General features: G+C 73.4%; 10 protein-coding genes. 5 read left to right on the forward strand and 5 right to left on the reverse strand.

Going from position 1 to position 19,718, the window contains the following annotated elements; translation table 11 throughout:
• Positions 1 to 6 precede the first annotated feature (6 nt).
• On the reverse strand, positions 7 to 2,064 hold the full coding sequence (locus ACSMXX_RS29995; protein ID WP_473181789.1) for an N-acetylmuramoyl-L-alanine amidase: 2,058 nt from the start codon (positions 2,062 to 2,064) through the stop codon (positions 7 to 9).
• A gap of 324 nt (positions 2,065 to 2,388) precedes the next feature.
• The gene (locus tag ACSMXX_RS30000) at positions 2,389 to 3,579 is read right to left on the reverse strand and encodes an aminoglycoside phosphotransferase family protein (RefSeq protein WP_473181790.1); all 1,191 of its coding nucleotides are present in this window, start codon (positions 3,577 to 3,579) and stop codon (positions 2,389 to 2,391) included.
• 241 nt (positions 3,580 to 3,820) lie between these two features.
• On the opposite strand from ACSMXX_RS30000, the gene ACSMXX_RS30005 reads away from it, so the two are divergent.
• Positions 3,821 to 5,353 (forward strand): DNA-binding protein NsdB, encoded by a 1,533-nt coding sequence (locus tag ACSMXX_RS30005; RefSeq protein WP_473181791.1) that lies wholly within the window; start codon positions 3,821 to 3,823, stop codon positions 5,351 to 5,353.
• A 91-nt stretch (positions 5,354 to 5,444) separates the two neighbouring features.
• Here ACSMXX_RS30005 and ACSMXX_RS30010 read toward each other — a convergent pair whose 3' ends face one another.
• Both ACSMXX_RS30010 and ACSMXX_RS30015 read right to left on the reverse strand, forming a co-directional pair.
• The gene (locus tag ACSMXX_RS30010) at positions 5,445 to 7,661 is read right to left on the reverse strand and encodes a glycoside hydrolase family 15 protein (RefSeq protein WP_473181792.1); all 2,217 of its coding nucleotides are present in this window, start codon (positions 7,659 to 7,661) and stop codon (positions 5,445 to 5,447) included.
• Positions 7,662 to 7,909: 248 nt separating this feature from the next.
• Positions 7,910 to 9,400: a PP2C family protein-serine/threonine phosphatase gene (locus tag ACSMXX_RS30015; protein ID WP_473181793.1), complete on the reverse strand. Its 1,491-nt coding sequence runs from the start codon at positions 9,398 to 9,400 to the stop codon at positions 7,910 to 7,912.
• Between the two features lie 329 nt (positions 9,401 to 9,729).
• Between ACSMXX_RS30015 and ACSMXX_RS30020 the strand changes: the two genes are divergently transcribed.
• The 4 genes from ACSMXX_RS30020 (at position 9,730) to ACSMXX_RS30035 (ending at position 19,033) form a co-directional block, all read left to right on the forward strand.
• Positions 9,730 to 11,190, forward strand: coding sequence for a HEAT repeat domain-containing protein (locus ACSMXX_RS30020; protein ID WP_473185038.1), 1,461 nt, complete (start codon positions 9,730 to 9,732; stop codon positions 11,188 to 11,190).
• Between the two features lie 205 nt (positions 11,191 to 11,395).
• Positions 11,396 to 12,916, forward strand: a complete 1,521-nt coding sequence (locus ACSMXX_RS30025) for a hypothetical protein (RefSeq protein WP_473181794.1) — start codon at positions 11,396 to 11,398, stop codon at positions 12,914 to 12,916.
• A 235-nt stretch (positions 12,917 to 13,151) separates the two neighbouring features.
• Positions 13,152 to 14,093: a hypothetical protein gene (locus ACSMXX_RS30030; protein ID WP_473181795.1), complete on the forward strand. Its 942-nt coding sequence runs from the start codon at positions 13,152 to 13,154 to the stop codon at positions 14,091 to 14,093.
• Positions 14,094 to 14,233: 140 nt separating this feature from the next.
• Positions 14,234 to 19,033 carry a hypothetical protein gene (locus ACSMXX_RS30035; RefSeq protein ID WP_473181796.1) on the forward strand — a complete coding sequence of 1,600 codons (4,800 nt, stop codon included), beginning with the start codon at positions 14,234 to 14,236 and terminating at the stop codon, positions 19,031 to 19,033.
• A gap of 90 nt (positions 19,034 to 19,123) precedes the next feature.
• Here ACSMXX_RS30035 and ACSMXX_RS30040 read toward each other — a convergent pair whose 3' ends face one another.
• Entirely contained in the window at positions 19,124 to 19,528 is a 405-nt protein-coding gene (locus ACSMXX_RS30040; protein ID WP_473181797.1) for a hypothetical protein, read from the reverse strand.
• Positions 19,529 to 19,718 lie beyond the last annotated feature (190 nt).

Genomic DNA, 19,718 nt, shown 5'->3' on the forward strand with positions numbered 1-19,718 from the left:
CCGTCCCTACGAGGACGAGCCGGTCACCCGTACGTCGTCCGCCTTGACGAACGCGACGCGGTGGCCCAGCTGGATCTGGTAGTACGTGAGATCGCCGCGCACCACCTTGAACTTCTCCGCCTGCGGGTCGAACTCCTTGGCGTAGAGATACTCGCCCCGCGTCCTGAGGCCCGCTGCGTACGCCTGGCCGGCCTTGATCTTGTACGGCAGCGGCGAGAGCTCCTGCGCCGGCACGCCCTCGGGGTAGGCGTCCTTCTCCGGGTAGGCCCGCCCGTAGACCGGGATCTCGTCCTTGCCCGCCTTGGGCACGACGACCTTGCCCCGGGAGGGGACGGCGGTGGGCTGCTTCTCCGGGTTGTGGAACCAGGCCTTCTGGCCGAGATACCAGATCGCGGTCCAGTCGCCCTTGCGGCCCGCGACCGCGTACTGCTGGCCCGTACTGGCGCGTGCGCCGGTGTCGTTGACGCCGGTGGTGGACTTGCCGCCGCCGGGGTGCAGCCCGGCGTCCTCGACCAGTTCGGAGTCCGCGTCGGGCTCGGTGTGCAGCCGCACGGCACCGGAGCCGTGCGGCGGGCAGGGATCGCCCGAGTCGTCGCACTTGGTGTAGGCAGGCCGGTGCTTGTCGTAGTCCGGCCGCACCGTCAGCAGCTTGCTGCCGGGTGCCGCCCCTCGTACGAACGGCTTGCCGAGCAGCGTGAAGTAGTGCTGCCAGTCGAAGTACGGACCGGGATCGGTGTGCATGCCGGGGATGTTGGCGGTGGTCACGCCCGGCACGTTGTCGTGGCCGATGATGTGCTGCCGGTCCAGCGGGATGTCGTACTTCCCGGCCAGATACCGCACCAGGCGGGCCGAGGAGCGGTACATCGCCTCGGTGTACCAGGCGTCCGGATCGGTGAGGAAGCCCTCGTGCTCCAGGCCCACCGACTTGGCGTTGACGTACCAGTTGCCGGCGTGCCAGGCCGCGTCCTTGGCCCGTACGTGCTGGGCGATGTGACCGTCGGAGGAGCGCAGCGAGTAGTTCCAGGACACATACGTCGGGTCCTGGACCAGGTCCAGCACGGTGTCCCAGCGGCCCTCGGTGTCGTGCACCACGATGTAGTCGATGGAGGCGGAGCCGGGACGGCGTGACTTGTCGTGGTTCCCGTAGGTCGGATTGCCGTCGTCGTCCGTGTACTCCTCGTACGGCGCGGGCAGCCACTCGCAGGACACGCTGCTGGGGCACTCGGGCTTCTCCTTCGCCGCGGACCGCGGCCCGGCCTCTGCCTGCCCGCGGCCGTCCGTCCGGGAAGGTCCGGCGCGCAGACCGGGGTCGGCCTCCAGCCTCATCCGCTGCCCGGAGTCCGTGGTGCGCTGCTGTCCCGAACGCATCACCCCGAACACGTCGTTCGCGAACGCGGACCCGGTTCCCCGCTCGGATGCCTGCGGGTAGGCGGCCACCGCCCCGTACCAGTCCGCCGGATCGGAGCTGAGGGGACGGCCCAGCTTCTTCTGCGCGGCCGCCAGCAGCGCCGCGCCGCCGCGCAGGTTCGCGCTCGTGGACCCGCGCAGCTCCTTCTCCGGCAGGCCGGTCAGTTTCGCGGCCGCCTCGGCGGTGCGCAGGCGAGCGGGCAGATCGCGGGCGCGCGGCGCACGGGTGCCGGCCGCCGCCGCACCGGCCGTACGGACCGGGCGTGCCGTGTCGCCGCGGGCGTCCTCCTCACCGGAGTGCCCTGCGCCGTGCCCCGCTCGCGTCGCCGCCGATCCGGCGAGTGCCGTACGCGCATCGGTCAGGTGCATCGGCCCGTAGCCGCCGGAGACGCTCGGCGCGCCGTCGTGCGCGTCCCAGCGGGACTGCAGATAGGAGACCCCGAGGAGCACACTCTCCGGCACCCCGTACTCCTCGGCGGCGTCGGCGAACTGCTGCTGGAGCCGGGAGGAGCCGCGCTGTTCCGCCGTCGCGTACGGGCCGGCGGAGACCAGCGGGAGCAGCAGCGCCGTGGCGGCGACACCGGTGCCGGCGGCCCGCAGGGCGCGGGAGCGGCGGCTTCGCGGAGTGCCCCGTCCGGACGGGGCACACGCGGACATGGCTCGGGCGAGGCGTCTGAGCGGGTCGGGAGAGTCGTGAAGCGAACCAGAAGATCCGGGCGATCCAGGCAATGCGGCCTCCTCGGTCTGGGCTGGTGCCGTGACCGGCACTCGTCGCATACAGGTGCGAGCAGGCCTCAGAGGTATCGGTTGCCCGACCATCCGTCAATGACCGGGCGCGGAAGGGAATTCGCACGTCAGCGTGGTGCGTTGGGGCGTGCCGACGGACGCCCCGCACAGCCTGCGGGGCGTCACCTGTCCAGACCGGTGACGCCCCGCAGGTGACGGGCGGAACGGCCCGAAGGCCCCCGCGCCGGCCTGCGCCTACCGGGTGCCCACGGCGGCACGCACCGCACGCCTCGCGAGGCCGCAGTCGTCGTGCAGCCGCCGCAGCAGCAGCCGTTGCTGCTCTCCGGTGGCCATCGCACCAGGACGTTCCTGACCGCCGGCCGGGGGAGCGGCCGGGGCAGGTTCGCGCATGGTGCGCTGGATGGCCGTCTCGTACGTACGGATCTCACGCGTCAGCACCAGCATCAGATTCACCAGGAACGCGTCCCTCGCCGCCGCGCCCTGCGCCTGGGCGAGCTGACTGATGTGGCGCCGGGCCATCGGTGCGTCACCGAGCACCACCCACAGGGTCGCCAGGTCGTACCCGGGCAGGTACCAGCCCGCGTGCTCCCAGTCGACCAGGGCGGGACCCGGCGGGGCGAGCAGCACATTGGTCAGCAGGGCGTCGCCGTGGCAGAACTGCCAGGGTGAGGCGCCGCCCGCGCCGTGCGCCTGGGCGACGCCGTGCAGCAGGGTCTGCAGGTCTCCCAGGTCACGGTCCGTCAGCAGGCCCTGCTCATGACATCGGGACAGCCGCGCGGGGTAGTCGATCGGGCGGGTGAAGGCCCCGCCCGGCGGCTGCCAGAGGTTGACCTTGCACAACGCGCCCAGCGCGGCACGCAGATCGGCGCGCGGCGGGGAGTCGAGCAGGTGCCGACGTAACGCCGCCACACGGCCCGGCATGCGCTCGATCACCAGCACGCACTCCTCCGGGTCGGCGGCCACCAGCCTCGGCACCCGGACCGGGGGCCGGTGGCGTACGAAGGTGCGGTAGGCCGCTATTTCGTGCCGGAAGCGTTCGACGTACGAATCGCCTTTGTCCACGAGGCACTTGGCGACGACCGCGTTCCGCCCGGCCGTCCCGGACACCAGCACCGAGCGGCCGACGCGGCGCAGCACCTGCACCGGATGGAACTCCGGGCAGATCCGGTGGACGGCGGCGATGGCCGTGCGCAGCTGCGCACCCTGTGGGCCGGACAAGTCCAGTCTCCCGCTGACGGGTTGGGATGCGGCGCCGGCCGCGAGCCGCGTCCGTGCGGTGCCGGCCCGGGGAGGGGCGGTACGCGCGGCGGAGGGCCCCTCCCTCAAGGGCCCCTCCTTCAGGGGAGCCGCAGCGGAACCGCCGCCGTAGGGCGGAGTACCGAGCGGCCGGAGCGGTGCGGACACGGCGGACGTCGCTGGATGCATGGTGAGCAGGGTCCCTTCGTACGCCGACGGGTTGCGCGCCCGCCGGGCCCGTCCGGGGGAGGCGGCCCGCACCCTGGGGAATGCGTGGCCGAACCGGACGGGACCGGGGTGGCGCGGTCCTACAGGACACCCGCGCGCGGGTGGCACACCATCTGGCGGACCCTGGCGAACCCTGGCGAATACTCGCAGGGCAGTTGAGCGGGGGTTACTGTCAACTCAGCCGAGAACCTGGGGGCTTGACGTGACCAAGGGACCCAACACCCGTCTCGCGGACCTGTTCGGCCTCGCCGGATGGTCCAAGGGCGAGCTCGCGCGGCTCGTGAACCGGCAGTCGGTGGCCATGGGCCACGCGCAGCTGGCGACCGACACCTCGCGGGTGCGGCGTTGGATCGACATGGGGGAGACCCCGCGCGATCCGGTGCCGAAGGTGCTGGCGGCCCTGTTCACCGAGCGACTCGGCCGTGTCGTGACCATCGAGGACCTCGGGTTCAGCAAGGCGGGGCAGCCGGCCAGACGGCAGCAGTCCGGACTGGACGGGCTGCCGTGGGCGCCCGAGCGGACGGCCGAGGTCCTCACCGAATTCACGGGAATGGACCTCATGCTCAACCGACGCGGCTTGGTGGGCGCGGGCGCCGCGCTCACCGCAGGATCGGCACTCAGCAGTGCCATGTACGACTGGCTCCGCGGCGACCCCGGTTCCGCCGCCGGCATCCTCCACCCCGGCCACCCGGGCCACCCGCGCCTCGTGGACCAGGCGGCCGTCGACAGGTACGACGCGGCCCCCGTGGGCACGCAGGAGATCGAGGCCCTTGAGCACTCGGTCGAGGTCTTCCGCGCCTGGGACGCCGCACGTGGCGGCGGCCTCCAGCGCAAGGCGGTGGTCGGCCAGCTCAACGAGGTGGGCGGGATGCTCGCCTACCACCATCCGGACCGTCTGCAACGGCGGTTGTGGGGCGTCGCAGCCAACCTCGCCGTACTCGCGGGGTGGATGTCGCACGACGTCGGCCTGGAGCCCACCGCGCAGAAGTACTTCGTCATCGCCGCGCACGCGGCCCGCGAGGGCGGCGACAGGCCACGCGCGGGCGAGGCGCTCTCGCGTGCCGCACGCCAGATGGTGCACCTCGGACGGCCGGACGACGCGCTCGACCTGATGAAGCTGGCCCGTGCGGGATCCGGCGAGGAGACCCTGCCGCGTACGCGCGCGATGCTGCACACCATCGAGGCATGGGCGCAGGCGTCGATGGGCCGCGGGCAGGAGATGCGGCGGACGCTCGGGGAGGCGGAGGACCTCTTCGCCTCCGACAACGGCGATGTGCCGCCGCCCAGTTGGATGCAGATGTTCGACGAGGCGGATCTGCACGGCATGGAGGCGCTGGCCTTCCGCACGCTCGCCGAGCACGAGCCGTCCGCGGCACGTGTGGCGGAGGGGCACGCCAAACAGGCCCTCCATCTGCGGGCGGAGGAGCGTCAGCGCTCGAAGATCTTCGACTGGATCTCCCTGGCCTCGGCCTACTTCATCGCCGACGAGCCCGAACAGGCCGACCGCTACGCCCGCCTCGCCCTCGTCAGCATCGGTGAGAACTCCTCGCACCGCACCTGGGACAGGCTGCGCGAGATGTACCGGCTCACCGGTCAGTACGCCGGGCACGGCACCGTCGCCGACCTGCGCGAGGAGATCCAGCACGCGCTGCCCAGGAAGCCCAGGAAGCCGAAGCTGTCCGACGAGCCCAAGCCGGCCCGGCTGCCGGGGAGCAGGGGGCTGCGCTCGGTGTGAGCGGTCGGCGACCCCCGGGACGGACCGGGCCCGGTCGGGGGCCCCGCAAGGCCGCCTGCCGGCCCGGCCCGGCCGGGGTTCCCGTGCCGGATCAGCGGCGCAGATAGCGCTCCGCGACCACGGTCGGGTACTCCACCGGAGCTCCGCGCTCCACGGACCAGGCGAGGCGCACATACTGCGCGTGCGTCCACGCCAGCGGCGTGGCCGAGGCCGTGCCGGTGCCGGACTTCTCACGCGGCACCGGCGGCCGGTCGTCCCAGACCTGCTCGGGCAGCATCAGCGTCTCGCCGGCGGTTGCGGCCATGTCGCGCAGCCGCCCGGCCGCCGACTGCCTCTCGCCACAGAGGAGTTCGTACTCACCGCGCTCGCCGGCGAAGATGGGCCACAGCCGCCCGTGGGTCGTCTTCACCTCAGGACGGTTGACGGTCCACTGCTCGCCGTTCGGCTGCTCGCCGTAACCGTCGCCGGAGTAGCGGTACCAGTGCCTCCCGGCGGGAGTGTCCACGGCGAGCTTGCGGTCCACCACGGCGAGGGAGTTGGCGATCACCGGGTCGTCGGCCGGCTTGACGCCCAGCCGCACGAGCTCCAGGAACCCGGCGTCGACGACGGTGCGTTGGTCGACGGGCGTCTCGATGTTGTTGCCGAGTTCGTACTCCTCACCGGAGTTCGGCTTGCCGTTCTTGGTGAGCCGCAGATAGTAGGGCTCGGAGGAGTCGGGCCCCTGTGAGGTCACCGTCCAGTCCTCGACCGACTCCTGCCATTTGTCGGCGGCCTTGAGGTACTCGGCGGCCGCCTCGCCCTGGCCGCCGCGCTTGAGGAGGTCGCCGAGGCAGACGAGTCCGGCGATCACGGAGGCGATCGTCGAGGGCGAGTAGCCCGACTGTTCCTCCCACCGTTCCTGCTGGCTGTAGGGCGCCTTGTACCCCTCCTCGCTCTTGAAGCCGAGGATGAAGTCGGCGGCCCGGACGAGGTGCTCGAGGGTCTCGGCGTCGTGACGGTCCAGCAGCCACGCGAGCAGCATCGGTGCTGCGGTCTCGTCGAGTTGGATGTTCGTCCAGAACGGTTCGCCGTCGACCTTGCAGTTCTGCGCCCAGTGTCCGTCGGGCTCCTGGGTCCTGAGCATGTAGTCCAGGGCCCGGTCCGCCGCCGCGCGGTCGCCTGCCGCGAGGAGACCGGTGCCTATCTGGTACTGGTCCCGTGGCCACACCAGGTGGTACGGGCCGGTCTCGGGCACGACGTGGCGGGAAGCGAAGTCCCAGGGCATGGACGGGGAAGCGATGAACGCCCCCGGATTGCGCTTGTCCTCGCCGGCGGCCAGCGTCACGACCGACGCGGTGTACAGGGCCTGGTGGGAGGGTGTACGCAGGCTCCCCGGCGCCTCGGGCAGGCCCGCGAGGTAGTCGCTCCAGCCGCGCTCGTACGCAGAGGCCGCCGCGTCGAAGCCCGCACGGAGCGAGAGCCGAGCCGTCCTGACCGCGTCCGCGGCCTTCTCGCCGAAGCCGACCACGACCGTCTGCCGGGTGCGGCCGCGTCCGTCGATCCGGAGCCGGCCGGTCTGCAGGACGTTGCCGGGTCCGGCGGTGGCGTAGTGGTGCTTCAAGTGACCGTTGTTCTCGGACAGTTCGCTCCAGCCGTCGTTCACGCCGAGATAGCCGACGGTGGACTCGGCGAAGCCGTCGTGCGCGACCAGCGCGCTCGCCGCGTGCTTGTCCTTGGCCACGAGCGCCCCGTCCCACGGGAATGCGCTGTCGTCGTCGCCGTCCCCGGAGAGCGACGGGTCGTGCAGGACGAACACCTGCAGCGGGGCGCCCGTCTGGGAGCGCACCTCGACGTCGATGAGCACGCTCGCGCACTCCGGGTCGGTGACGTACCGCGTTACCGCGCACCAGCCGGTGCCCCTGCTGGTCAGCCGGTAGACGGGAGCCCCGTCCCGGCCGCAGAGCTCCGTACGGGACTCGCCGTCGCTGAGACGCTCGACGAACGTCTTGCCGTCCGTGACCACGAGCTGCGTCTGCCGGCTGGCGGGGGTGCTCAGGTCCGGGTAGTACGTCTCGCTCATCCGGCCGCCCTGCAAGGTGAACCAGACGGGGCTCTCCTTCGTACGGGAGGTGCCGAAGCCCGTCTTGTCGGCAGGCGTGAACACCGCGCCCGCCCCTGGACCGCCGGGCGCCTCCCCGGAGGCCTTCGCGGCGGCCGGCGTGCTCGCGCCCTCGGCACGGGCCACACCCGCCAGGGGGACGGGCGCGGCCATCGCCGACGCACCGACCAGCGCCGCTCGCAGGAAGTTCCGACGGGAGTTGGTACGCACGCATCCTCCAGAGGAGAGGAACGGGGGCGGGCCCTCGGCCGCGCCCGGATGAGTTCACCACGTGAAGCCGTCAGGTCGAACGGCCACGTCCAGGGCGAGCGAAAGCTTCGCGGTGGAGAAACGTGACGTCAAGAGAGAGCGTTCTGACTCCAACAAATGAACGCGCACGGGCGTTTTCTTCCCTGCCGTTCCGCTTGCGGCACTCGCTCCGTCCGCTTCAACAGGGCTGCGGGCGCCGTGCGTTGCCGTCAGCCGGTGACGCGGGCGACCAGCACGCAGGCGTCGCCCTCGCGTTCGGGGCCGCCGAACTCGTCGACGACAGCGCGCACGCACTCCTGTGCCGACTGCGCCCCGGCGAAGCGTTCCGCGAGCCCGAGCAGCCGCTCCGGCGCCGTGCCCTGTTTCGCGGCCGCCGTGCCCGACGGACCGACGCGGGGCGCGAGTTCGTCGGTGTGCAGCACCAACAGGTCGCCGGGCTGCAGCAGTTCGGTGCGCTGCCCGTACGCGGCGCCCGGTGTCGCACCGAGCAGCATGCCCTGCGGCGGCCGCAGCGCACGGCCGGCGGCGCCGCGGAAGACGACCGGCGCCGGATGTCCCGCCTGGGACCAGGTGAAGGTGCGCTCGCGCGGGTCGTACCGGCCGCACACGGCGCTGCCGAGGGCGGGCTGCGCGGAGGCCTCCAGCAGGTCGTTCAGATGTCCCATCAGCGCGCCGGGCTCCACCCCGGCGAAGGCCATGCCGCGTACGGCGCCCAGCAGCATCGCCATACCCGAGGCCGCGGCGACACCGTGCCCGGTGAGATCACCGGCGGAGAGCAGGGTGGCGCCGCCCGGCAGCTCCAGGGCGTCGTACCAGTCGCCGCCGATCATGGTGCTGGTGTGGGACGGCAGATAGTGCGAGGCGATGTCGAGGGTCCCCTCGCCGCCCGTACGGCCCGAACCGCCGCGGTCGATGCGCCGGGAGCCGCGCAACGGCGGAAGCACCGTCTCCTGCAGCTCCGCCGCGAGCCTGCGCTCCGCCTGCGCCGCGTGACGCTCGTGCCGCACCGTCTCGCGGCTCTCACGCACGGCGAGTTCGCTGCGGCGCAGCCGGCTGACGTCCCGCAGCACGGCCCACATCGCCGCGGTGCCGCCGTGGCCGTCGAGCACCGGCTCGCCCAGCAGATGGAGGCTGCGCACGGCGCCGTCCGGCCGCATGATGCGGAACTCCTGGTCGATGGGCCTGCCGTCCACGAGGCAGTCCGTCACGGCGGCAGCCAGCAGGGGCTGGTCATCGGGAAGCACCCACGAGGGCAGTTCGTCCAGGGAGAGCGGGCCTTCTTCGGGGGTGCGCCCGAAGAGGCCGTACAGCTCCTCCGACCACGACACCTCGTCGGTGAGCAGGTTCCACTCGGCGCTTCCCACTCTGCTGGTCAGCGCCGCCGGCTCCGCGGCACCGGCCGTGCCGGCGCCTTCGCCCGGGAGCGGGCCACCGGGCGGTTCCGGCTGCGCGGGCGGGCCGGCGCGGAGCTGCCCGAGGTGCTCGCCGAGGTCGTCGAGCTGGTGGGCGGCGAGGTCGCACAGCGCACGCTGCCAGCGCCGGGCCGGATCCTCCACTCGCTCCGCGTCCTCGTCCGCCGTGTGCGGACGCACGGCGTCGATCCCGCCGCGCAGATGCCGCGCCTGCGTGATGAGGGCGTCGAGCGCGCCGCGCTCGGGCGGCTGAGGGGCCGGACGGTCCGCATCGAGGTGGGAGGGCATCGAGGTCTCCGATACGGGAAGTGAGGGCTCGGTTACGACTGTTGCACAGCCTGCGACTGCCCGTAAGTGGTTTCGCGATACACGGCCCGGTGGTGCGCCGGACATATGCCGCCCCTGCCGTCGGGGGCGAGGTGCGTGCGGAGCGCTCGTCCGGGCGGAGGGGCGCGGGGGCGGGGAGTGCCGGTAAGCTCCCGGCCCGTACTGGCGGTCTCGCCATTCCGCTTGTGCGCCGCCCCAGGAGCAGGAGTAGAACCGCGACCACCGGCAAGGATGCTGGTCAACGGAAATCCCGTTGCCAGTCGAACACCCCGCACCGGATGCTGACCCTTATGTTCGTCGATTCCGTCGATTCAGACATAGCGCCCAGCGGTACGCTGCTCGGCCTCCTTCAGAGGGGCCGCGGCGACGGCACGCTGCACGCGCTGGCGGCGCCTCGCACCGAGGCGCTCGCTGCGCTGAGGCAGTGCGTGCTCCACGACCCCCGGCGGGACTGGCGGATCGAGAACCGTTCGCTCTATTACGCGCGGCTGCACATGGAGCTCGACGCCTCACTCGACGACATCGAGGAACATCTCTTCGCCCCCGAGGACGAACTCCCGCCCGGCGGCGACCGTGAGGCGCGCACGGGTCTGGCGCTCTCCGTGCTCGGCCACCTCGCCTCCTACGACGACACCGCCGCGAGGGAACTCCTGCGCCGGTACGCCACTTCCGGAGCCAACTGGCAGTGGGCACTGGACGAGCTGGCCGTCCGCGACGACGACGCCGGGCTGCGCGGGCTGGGTCCCGCCGTCCTCGCCCGCTTCCCCCGTACGGCACAGGGCGACGCCGGTCTGGCCGCGGCGGCGCGGGAGGCCTTCGAGCCGCGCCCCTGGCGCCTGTGGGCCGAGGACCAGAGCCGTCCCGAGCAGGCTGAGCGGCTGCTGCGGGTGCGCGAACAGGGCTGCTTCGACCGCTGGCAGCGCCAGATGCAGGCGCCGGGCCCCCGTCCCGGCTGGAGCGTGCGCGAGGTGCTCGACTGGGCACAGGACGGGTTCGACCAGCATCCGCGAGTCCACCGCGAGGCGGCCGCCGCCCGGTGTCTCTCCGCCGTGGCGGGGCCGGAGGACCGTGAGGAGCTGCTGGCGGCGGCACGCTCGCAGCGCGAGGCCGCACGCGCCGCCGCGCTGCGTCATCTCGCCGACCGGGGCGACCCCGAAGCGCTCGGCCTCATCGAACTGGCCGCCGCCGACCCGAGCTCGACCGTCGTCGAAGCCGCACTGTGCGCGTTCGCGCGGATGCGCAGCACGGCGGCGATCGTGCGTGCCCGGCAGTGGGCTGCCGCGCCCGAGGGGTCGCTGCCCGAATGCCTGACGACGGTGGCAGCCGAGATGCTCGCGTGCTGCGGCGGGGCGCAGGATTCCGGAGCCGTACTGAGCGCTCTGCGCCGCACCGTACGCAAGGAGGGTCCCGACAGCGACGCGCTGTGGCCGCTGGTGGAGGGCGTGGGCAGGCTCGGCGTGGACTGCGCGGCGCCGGTGCTGCGGCACATCTACCGGGAGACGTCCTCCTCACAGCTGCGCGGCTGCGCGGCCGGGGCGCTCGCCCTGACCGACCCCTCGTTCGCGGCGGGCTTCGCCGTGGAATGCCTGTGGGACTGCGAGGAGACGACCCGGGCGCTTGCCGCGGAGTCCGCCGCGACGGGGGACGAGCGGGTGGTCGAACGGCTGCGGAGGCTCGCCGCCGATCCCGCGGAGGAGGCCGGTGTGCAGAGCGCGGTGCGCGGACGGCTCAGCCCGGAGACGGGGCGCTGAGCCGGCACCGGGGGCCGCTCTTCGGGTGCTGCCGCCTGTGCGCCGCGTGTGTGCCGCCTGTGCCGCCCCTGACAGGCCGTCTGTTCCGTCCTGTCGGCGTGAACTGCCGTGGGGGAGCGCGCAGTCGATGACCGCGCGCCGATGACGTAAGCGACAACAGGGGCTGTTCCGGGCGTTGTCAGCGCGACCGCCTAGTGTGTCCGTCGTGACTGAGCACGCCCCGCCGATCCTCCCGTCCCCCGCCCCCGGCCCCGCGGCCGACGAAGGGCTGGCACGCCGGCTCCGCGCTCTGGCCTGCACGGCTCCGCTGCACGACCTGGATGTACGCAAGGCCAACCTCGCGGGGGAGTACAGCACTTACGCCATGGCGGAGGTGGCCCTGAGCGCCATCGACCTCGTCACCCTGCAGATGGACTTCGACACCGGTGCCGACCACGAGGACGTCGTGGCGAGGCTGTTGCCGCGGGTCGCGGCGCAGGCCCCGGGGCGCGGCGTCGCGGAGCACGAGCGCGTCGCCCGCTGGGTGCTGGAGAACCTGCTCAACGTCGGCAGCGTGGACCGCGGATTCCGCGCCGTGTACGGCACGTTCGGGCCGGAAGGCTCGTACGTGCGCCGTGACTACGACTTCAAGCTCATCGAGGAGGTCCCCGGCCCCGGCGGCAGCGTCTATCTGCGCACCACCGACGAAGCCGTCAACGTCCTGGTGGGCGCCCTCGACACGGACGTCACCAGCGCCCAGATCGCCGCCGAGGTCAAGCTGGAGGTCCTCATCAGCCGCGGTCGCCTCGCCGACGCACAGCTCGCGGCCGAACAGGCCCGTTACCGCACGGTGCAGTACGCGGAGACGCTCCGCCGCACCCTGGAGGCCACCCGGCGCGACGTGCGCGCGGTGGACTGGTTGAGCACCGTTCCCGACATGATCACCGAGGCCCTGGAGCACGTCGCCGAGCGTTACCGCCATGAGAACGCGATCCTCACCAACATCCGCCGCGCCCGCGACGAGGCGGCGTCCGAGCGCGGCCCCGACCACAAGCGCCGCGCCGCCGAGCTCGTCGACATCGTCAAGGACTGCATCCGCCGCCACACCCAGCTCCAGTCGCGGCTGCTGGCGGCGGGGCCGCTCTTCCGCGCCGAGCAGGACCGCCAGTCCTTCGCTCCGCCCGCAGCCCGCGCCGGTCTCGATCTGTACGGCCAACTGCTCGCGCCGCTGCTGCCGTTGCCCGTGGAGCAGGCCGGGGCGGTCACCGACGCCTTCTTCGCACGCGGGACGGGGCTGCGCACCCCCGGCGCCGTACGTCTGGGGGATCTGACGGAGATGCTGCTCACGCCGCCCACGCCGCGCGAACATCTCGGCGCCGAGATGCCGGAGCCGGATCTGATCGCCACCCCCGACGACAGCCGTTTCAGCGAGGAACAGCTGGAGTCGGCGATGGAGCTGCTGGACCTGCCGCAGGACGCGCCGCGCAGGCTCTCCGGGCTGCTGGCGGACGCCAGGCGTCTGGATCCCGGACTTCCCTATCTGGTCTCCCTGCTGGCGGTGCACGCGGCGAGCCCGCCCGTGGGCACCGCATACCGCCAGGGCGAACGGACCCTTCTCTTCGCGGTCGACGACGGCGAGGAGCTGGACGACGAGGAGTTCGGGGGAGCCGATCTGATCGTCGGCACTGCGGCGCTGGACGCCGCGGGGATGGCGTCCGGCCGCGAGAGCCGCGAGGGAGCTGCGTGAGCCCCCGCCGCCCGGCGGCCCGACGACGCTCCGTGAAGTGCGGTGCGGGGACGGCCCGTTCACGCCGGGCACGCGTCGTCCCTCTCCGGGGCCGCCCTCGCCTGCCACCTCCCTCCGGGCCCGCACCTCGCCGTTCTCCGGCCCTCTCCAGCCCCGCTGCTTCCAGCCCCCGCCATCTCCAGTCCCGCCCCGTCCCGTTCCGGCATCCGACCCGAGGCGCAGGAGTGACCCACCCGTGACCGACAGCCACGACGAGCGCCCCGGCCCCGCCGCCCGCATTCCCTCCGCGGCCGCGGAGGGCGCGGTGGGCGCGGTGGGCGAGTCCGCCGCTTCCTCGGCCCGCACCGCACCCGCGGCCGTCACGCCCGCCGACACCGCCGACGCCGCCCGCCTCGTCTCTTTCGGGCTGCACCCGAAGCTGCTGCCCGCCCGCGACTCCGAATACGCGGGGCTGCTCCGGCGCTACCGAGACGAACCGGCGTTCGCGCGCCTGGCCGACGCTGTCGCCACCGGGCTGGGCCTGGTCGTCCTGGAGGTCTCGGGCCGGGCGGGCATGGCGCTGGCCGCGGGCGAGGACTCGGCCTTCGCCGTCCGCATGGGCGACTACGCACGGCGTGCGGCGGCCGACTCCGCCGACCGCTTCCTGCACGGGCTGGCTCATCTTGCCGTCGCCGCCATGGCCTTCCCCCGTCCCGAAGATCTCGCCGACGACGCCTACATCGGCCGCATCTCGGTCAACGGTGTGGACTCCTTCGTCCGGCAGGCGTGCCGCAGGCTGGCGGAGCGTGCCGAGGAGGCCGGCGAGAACGCCGACCCGGCCACCGACGCCCCCGGCCTGGAGGCGGCCTGGCGGGTCTACGCACGCCGCAGCTCCACCGGCGCCACCAAGGACGCCCGCAGGCTTGCCGGTTCGACGACAGGCATCATCGGCAAGGCCGTCGCCTTCCTCGCCGACTCCGGATTCCTGCAGCGCACCGGCGACGACGCGGGAGGCACCTACCGCACCACCGCCCGGTATCAGCTCCAGGTCCGTGACATGGCAGGCAGCGCCGCCATGTCCGAACTGCTGGAGCTGGGCGTCGTCCCCGTCAGCGACGGAAGCGCCACGCTGCTTCCGGCCGCCGAGGGCGACGAGCCGGCGCTCGCGGGTGACGCAGCCCTGCCGTTCCACTCCTGACTTCTTGACCCCTTGCCCCCTTGACCCCCTGATCCGTCCGTTCCGGTGCCCGGCACCCGCCCGACCCGCGAGCCGCCAGGCCGGCCCCAGCGCCGCACGGCACCCGCTCACCCCGACCACGACGACGAGAGCCCGCCGCCATGTACGAGCTGTCCCGGATCCGCCTCTACTCCATCGGGCCCGCCGGTGCGCGCTACGCCGACACCGTGCTGGATCTGCGCGGAGTCGGCGGTCCGGTGCCCAGCCCCGCGCCCGCACAGGCCGACTTCTTCGAGGAGGAGCCGGGCGGGCCCCCGCGCCGACCCGCCCCCGCCGGGGTGCTCTTCCTGGAGAACGGAGGCGGCAAGTCCGTACTGCTCAAGCTGATCTTCTCCGTGATGCTGCCCGGGCACCGCAACACCCTCGGCGGTGCGAGCTCCGGCGTGCTCCGCAAGTTCCTGCTCGCGGACGACTGCGGCCACGTGGCACTGGAGTGGCAGCACACGCGTACCGGGGAGACCGTCGTCGTCGGCAAGGTCAGCGAGTGGCGCGGACGCCAAGTCTCCAGCGACCCGCGGAAGTTCGCCGAGGCGTGGTATGCCTTCCGGCCGGGCCCCGGAATGAGTCTGGACTCGCTGCCCGTCGCGGAGTCCGCCGCGCTGCGTCCCGCGTCCGAGGGCACCTCGTCGGCGCGCGGGCGGCGCCGCACGATGAAGGGCTTCCGGGACGTACTGACGGAGACGGGCAAGGCGTACCCGAACCTCGATGTCGCCTGGGAAGAGGTTCACGAACGGTGGACCGAACGCCTCACCGGCCTCGGCCTCGACCCCGAACTCTTCCGCTACCAGCGGGAGATGAACGCCGACGAAGGTGAGGCCGCCGGTCTCTTCGCGGTCAAGAACGACTCGGACTTCACCGACCTCCTGCTGCGCGCCGTCACCGACACCCGCGACACCGACGGGCTCGCCGATCTGGTGCACGGCTTCGCCCACAAACTCGGCCGCCGCAGCGAACTCACCGCGGAGCGCGACTTCACCGCCGGATCGCTGGACCTCCTGCACCGCATCGCCGATTCCGCGCAGCAGCGCGAGAGCGCCCGCGGGATCCACGCCGCCGCCGAAGGCCGCGCCCGCACGCTGGTGCACCGCCTCACGGCCCGCGGCAGCGCCGAACGCAGCCACAGCGCCGAACTCGCCGGCCAGGTCGCCGAAGCGGAGCAGGCCGTCACCCGCGCCGGCGCCCGGCGCGACCGCTCGTCCCTCATCGCGGCCGAACTCGCCTACAGACATGCTTCGTCGGCGCTCGAGGGCGCGGAGAAGGCAGCATCCGCCCAGCGCCGTGAACTCACCGAGGCCCGCACCCTGTTCTCGGCCTGGCAGGCCGCGGAGACGGTGCTCGCCCACCGCACCGCAGCCGACCGCGCGGCGCGGCTCTCCGACGCCATCCGCGAGGCCGAACGGGACGCGGCCCCCGCCCTGGCCGCCCGGGCCACGGCAGCCGCCGACCTCGTACGCGCCCTGCACGCCGCTGCCGAGGACGGGGAGAGCAACGCCGCCGAGGAGGAGGAGCGCTCCGCGGCGCTCCAGTCCGGCTCGGAGGACGCACACCGGGACGCGACCGCCGCCGCAACCGAAGCCGAGCGCGCCCGCAGCGAGACGGGCCACCTGCGCGGCCGCCTCGCGGAGGTGGAGCAGGAGACCGCCGAAGCCGTACGGGCCGGCTGGATCGAGGCGCCGGAGGACGGCGACGCCGGCACGGACCCGGCCGCTGCCGCCCTGGCCGCCGAGGACGCCGAACGGAGCGCCACCGCGGCCTGGGAGGAGGCGCGCGAGACAGCACGCCGCACTGCCGAGCGCGCTCAGGAGGCCGTCACGGAACTCTCCCGCGCCGAACTCGCCGCCGCCCGCGCGGAAGACGCGGCCGAAGCGGCCGCCGCCGCCCACGCCGTGGAACTGCGTACGGCCGAAGCGCTCGGAGCGGAGGAACGCCTCGCCGAGCTCCTCGGCCTGCCCCACAAGGCCCGGAATCCGCATCAGGAGGGGGAGTCCGCCCCGTCCGCGGTGCCCTCGCCCCGTACGGCTGCCCGCAGCGGCGACGAGGACGGGGCGGCCGGGCCGGGGGCCGGGTCTCCGCCGGGGGAGGCCTCCCCGTACGGCGCCCCGGGAGGTGCCGACGGCACCGGAGGCCCCCTGACCGCCGAGGAGCTGGACAGCGGCGGTGAGTCACTGGCGGAACTCCTCGACGACGCGGTCGCATCCTGCGAACGGCAGCTCTTCGAGCTGCGCACCGGCGCCGCGGAGGACTCCCGCATGCTGGGCGCCCTCGGCGACGGCGGTCTGCTGCCGCCCGCCCCCGACGTCACCGCGACCGTCGACTTCCTGGGCGAGCACGGCGTCCCCGCACTGCCCGGCTGGCGCTATCTGGCGCAGGCCGTCGACCCGGCGGACCACGCCGATGTGCTCGCGGCCCGTCCCGAGCTGGTCGACGGCGTCGTCGTCACCGACCCCGCAAGCCACGTCCGCGCTCAGGAGGCCCTGGCCGGTGCGGCGTTGCTGCCCCGGTCCGCGGTGGCGGTCGGCACGGCCGCGGCCCTGCTCGCGCCCGTCCCCCGGGAGGGCACCGCCGCGCGTCGCGACGACGTCTTCCTCGTACCGCCGAATCCGGCCATGCACGACGAGCACGCCGCCGACGAGGAGCGCCGGCAGCTGCGCACCAGAGCGCTCGCCCGGGACGAGGAGATCCGCGCCCTCGCCGCACGCCTCTCCGCCGACCGCACCCTCGCGGCCCGCCTCGCCTCCTGGCGCACCGCCTGTCCGCCCGGCCGGCTCGCGGAGCTGGCCGCGACCGCGGAGAGCACCCGTGCGGCAGCGGAAGCCGCCCGGGCTCACCTGGCACAGTCACGCACGGCCCACGAGGAGGCGGAGGAAGCCGCCGCAGGCGCCGCCCGCGTACGGGACGAGCGCCAGGAGCAGGCCGGGAGGGCCCGGCGCGCGGCGGACGCACTCGCCGGTCTCGCCTCCCGGCTGCGGGAGCGCAGCGGCTGGCTGACCCGGCTCCGTGCTCTGGCCGAGGAGACCGCGGAGGCGGAGGAGCGCGCGAAGACCTGCCTTGCGCGCGCCCGCGCGGGCGACGAGGACAGACGTGCCGCACAGCGCGCAGCGGACGACGCGCGGCGCACCGCACGCGCGCTGCGCGCCGAACGCGCCCAGATCGCCGGCGTACCCGACGACGTCGACGAGACCGTACGGGCGCCTCGCGCGGCGTCGCTGCCCGCCCTGCGCGAGGCGTACAGATCGGCCTCCCAGCTGTACGAGAGAGTCGGCGTGGGCGCCGATCTGCGTGCCGAGCAGGCCCACGCCGAGAGCGACGAGTCGGCCGGTCGGGCCGCCCTCGACCGGCTCACCAACAAGGTCCGCACCCGCGCGGCGCTGCTTCTGGACGGCCCGGACGGCGCGGACGGTCCCGCCCGTCAGGCCGCCGCGGCACGGGCCGAGTTGCGGGTGCAGATGCTGGAGTCCCGCGCCGCCGCTGCCAGCGAACAGCTGGGCAGACTGCGCGGTGAGGCCGAGCGGCTGGCCCCGGCACAGGGCGGCAGCCACACGGAACTCCCCGCCGGCATGGAGCCCGCAGACGTCGAGGAGGCACAGCGTCTGCTGCGTACGGCCAAGGCCGAACTGGCCGCCCACAGCGACGAGTTGGAGGAGGCGCGCACCGCGCACACCGTTCTCGTGAGGGCCCACCGGGCGGCCGAGGAGGCCGCGGACGGATTCGACGAGACCGCGGCGCTCCTGCGGGACTCGCTGCGTGACCCGCAGCAGCCGGCGGCGCAGGACGCCGACGGGACGCCCGAGCCCTTCCCGGCGACGCCCGCCGAGGCCCGCCGGGCCGCCGCCGAGGCGCGCCGCTCCGTGCGCGGCTGCGCAGCCGACCTGTCGGCCGCGGAGCAGGCGGTGCGGGAGACCTGCGACGTGCTCGTACGGCACGCGAACTCCTCCCGGTACGAGCAGGTCCGCACCCCGGCCCGGCAGCAGATCCGCGAACTGCCCGCCTCCGCGCTGCCCGACCACGCCACCGCCTGGGCGGAGGCGTTCGCTCCGCGGCTCCGGGTGCTCAGCGACGAGCTGGAGCAGCTGGAGCGCAACCGCGACAGCATCGTCGACCGCCTGCGAGGCCTCGTGGAGTCGTCACTGGCGACACTGCGCTCCGCGCAGCGCCTCTCCAGGCTGCCCGAAGGGCTAGGGGAGTGGTCAGGGCAGGAGTTCCTGCGCATCCGCTTCGACGACCCCGACCAGGCCGTGCTCTCCGAGCGGCTCGGAGAGGTGGTCGACGAGGCCACCCGTACCGCCGTCGCGAAGAACTCCGATCTGCGGCGGGACGGAATGTCGCTGCTGCTGCGGGGAGTTCACGCCGCCCTGGAGCCGCGTGGAGTATCTGTGGAGATCCTCAAGCCGGATGCGGTGCTGCGCGCGGAGCGGGTGCCCGTGGGGCAGATGGGCGACGTCTTCTCCGGCGGCCAGCTGCTGACGGCCGCCATCGCCCTCTACTGCACCATGGCGGCACTGCGCGGCAACGACCGCGGCCAGGACAAGGACCGGCACGCCGGCACGCTGTTCCTCGACAACCCCATCGGCCGCGCCAACGCCACGTATCTGCTGGAGCTGCAGCGGGCCGTCGCCGACGCCCTCGGTGTCCAACTGCTGTACACCACGGGGCTGTTCGACACCACGGCCCTCGCCGAGTTCCCCCTCGTCGTACGGCTGCGCAACGACGCCGACCTGCGTGCGGGGCTGAAGTACATCAGCGTCGAGGAGCACCTGCGCCCCGGACTGCCGCAGCAGGACGGGGACGAGGAGGCCGTGCACGGGGAGATCACGGCGACGCGGATGTTCCGCCGGCCCGAGCGGGGCGATCACGGGCCGCGCGTGCCGGCACAGGCCGAAGGCCCCCGCCGGGACCAGTAACCGGGCACGCACGGGCGGCACTTCGTGCGGAGCGGCCCCGGACCAGTCCCGGACCGGTCCCGGACCAGTCCCGGACCGGTCCCGGACCGGTCACGCCCTCCGGCCGCCTCGCTCCCGCCCCGTTCCCGTTCCCGTCCCGGCTCCTCGACCCGCCCCCGGCGACGTACCGGACGCCTCTCCCTGCGCCGTCCCCGGGGCCGTTCTCGTCCTGGTCCTGGCCCGATCCACCGCACGCTGCCGGGCGGCGCTGCTGGGCTCGGAGAGCACTCCGTGCCGCTGCCGCCACACCTGACGGGTCACCCACACATCGAGCACCGCCCACGTCGCCACCACCGTGCTGGCCACGGTGGAGATCACCATGGGAAAGGCCAGCCACACCTCGGCGAGCGAACACAGCACGGCGACCATCAACTCGACGAGCGTCACCGCGACTATGACGAGTGCGCGAACCGCCGCCGCACGGACGGGGTCCGGCAGCCTGGGTCTCGCGTACATGATCCTTTCACTCCCCCCTCACGATCCCCCATACGTCACACGTTTCCACGTCAGTGGCCTGCGCCACAATCCAGGAACTCGTGTGGGGCATCGCCGGACATCTCAGGATGAGGCACCCTGGACGGCCGGTTTTCCCGCTCGGACACATCTACGACTGGGTACTGCGTCAGTAGTAGGCTCACGCCGTTTG

The organism is Streptomyces sp. DSM 116795, assembly GCF_055792905.1.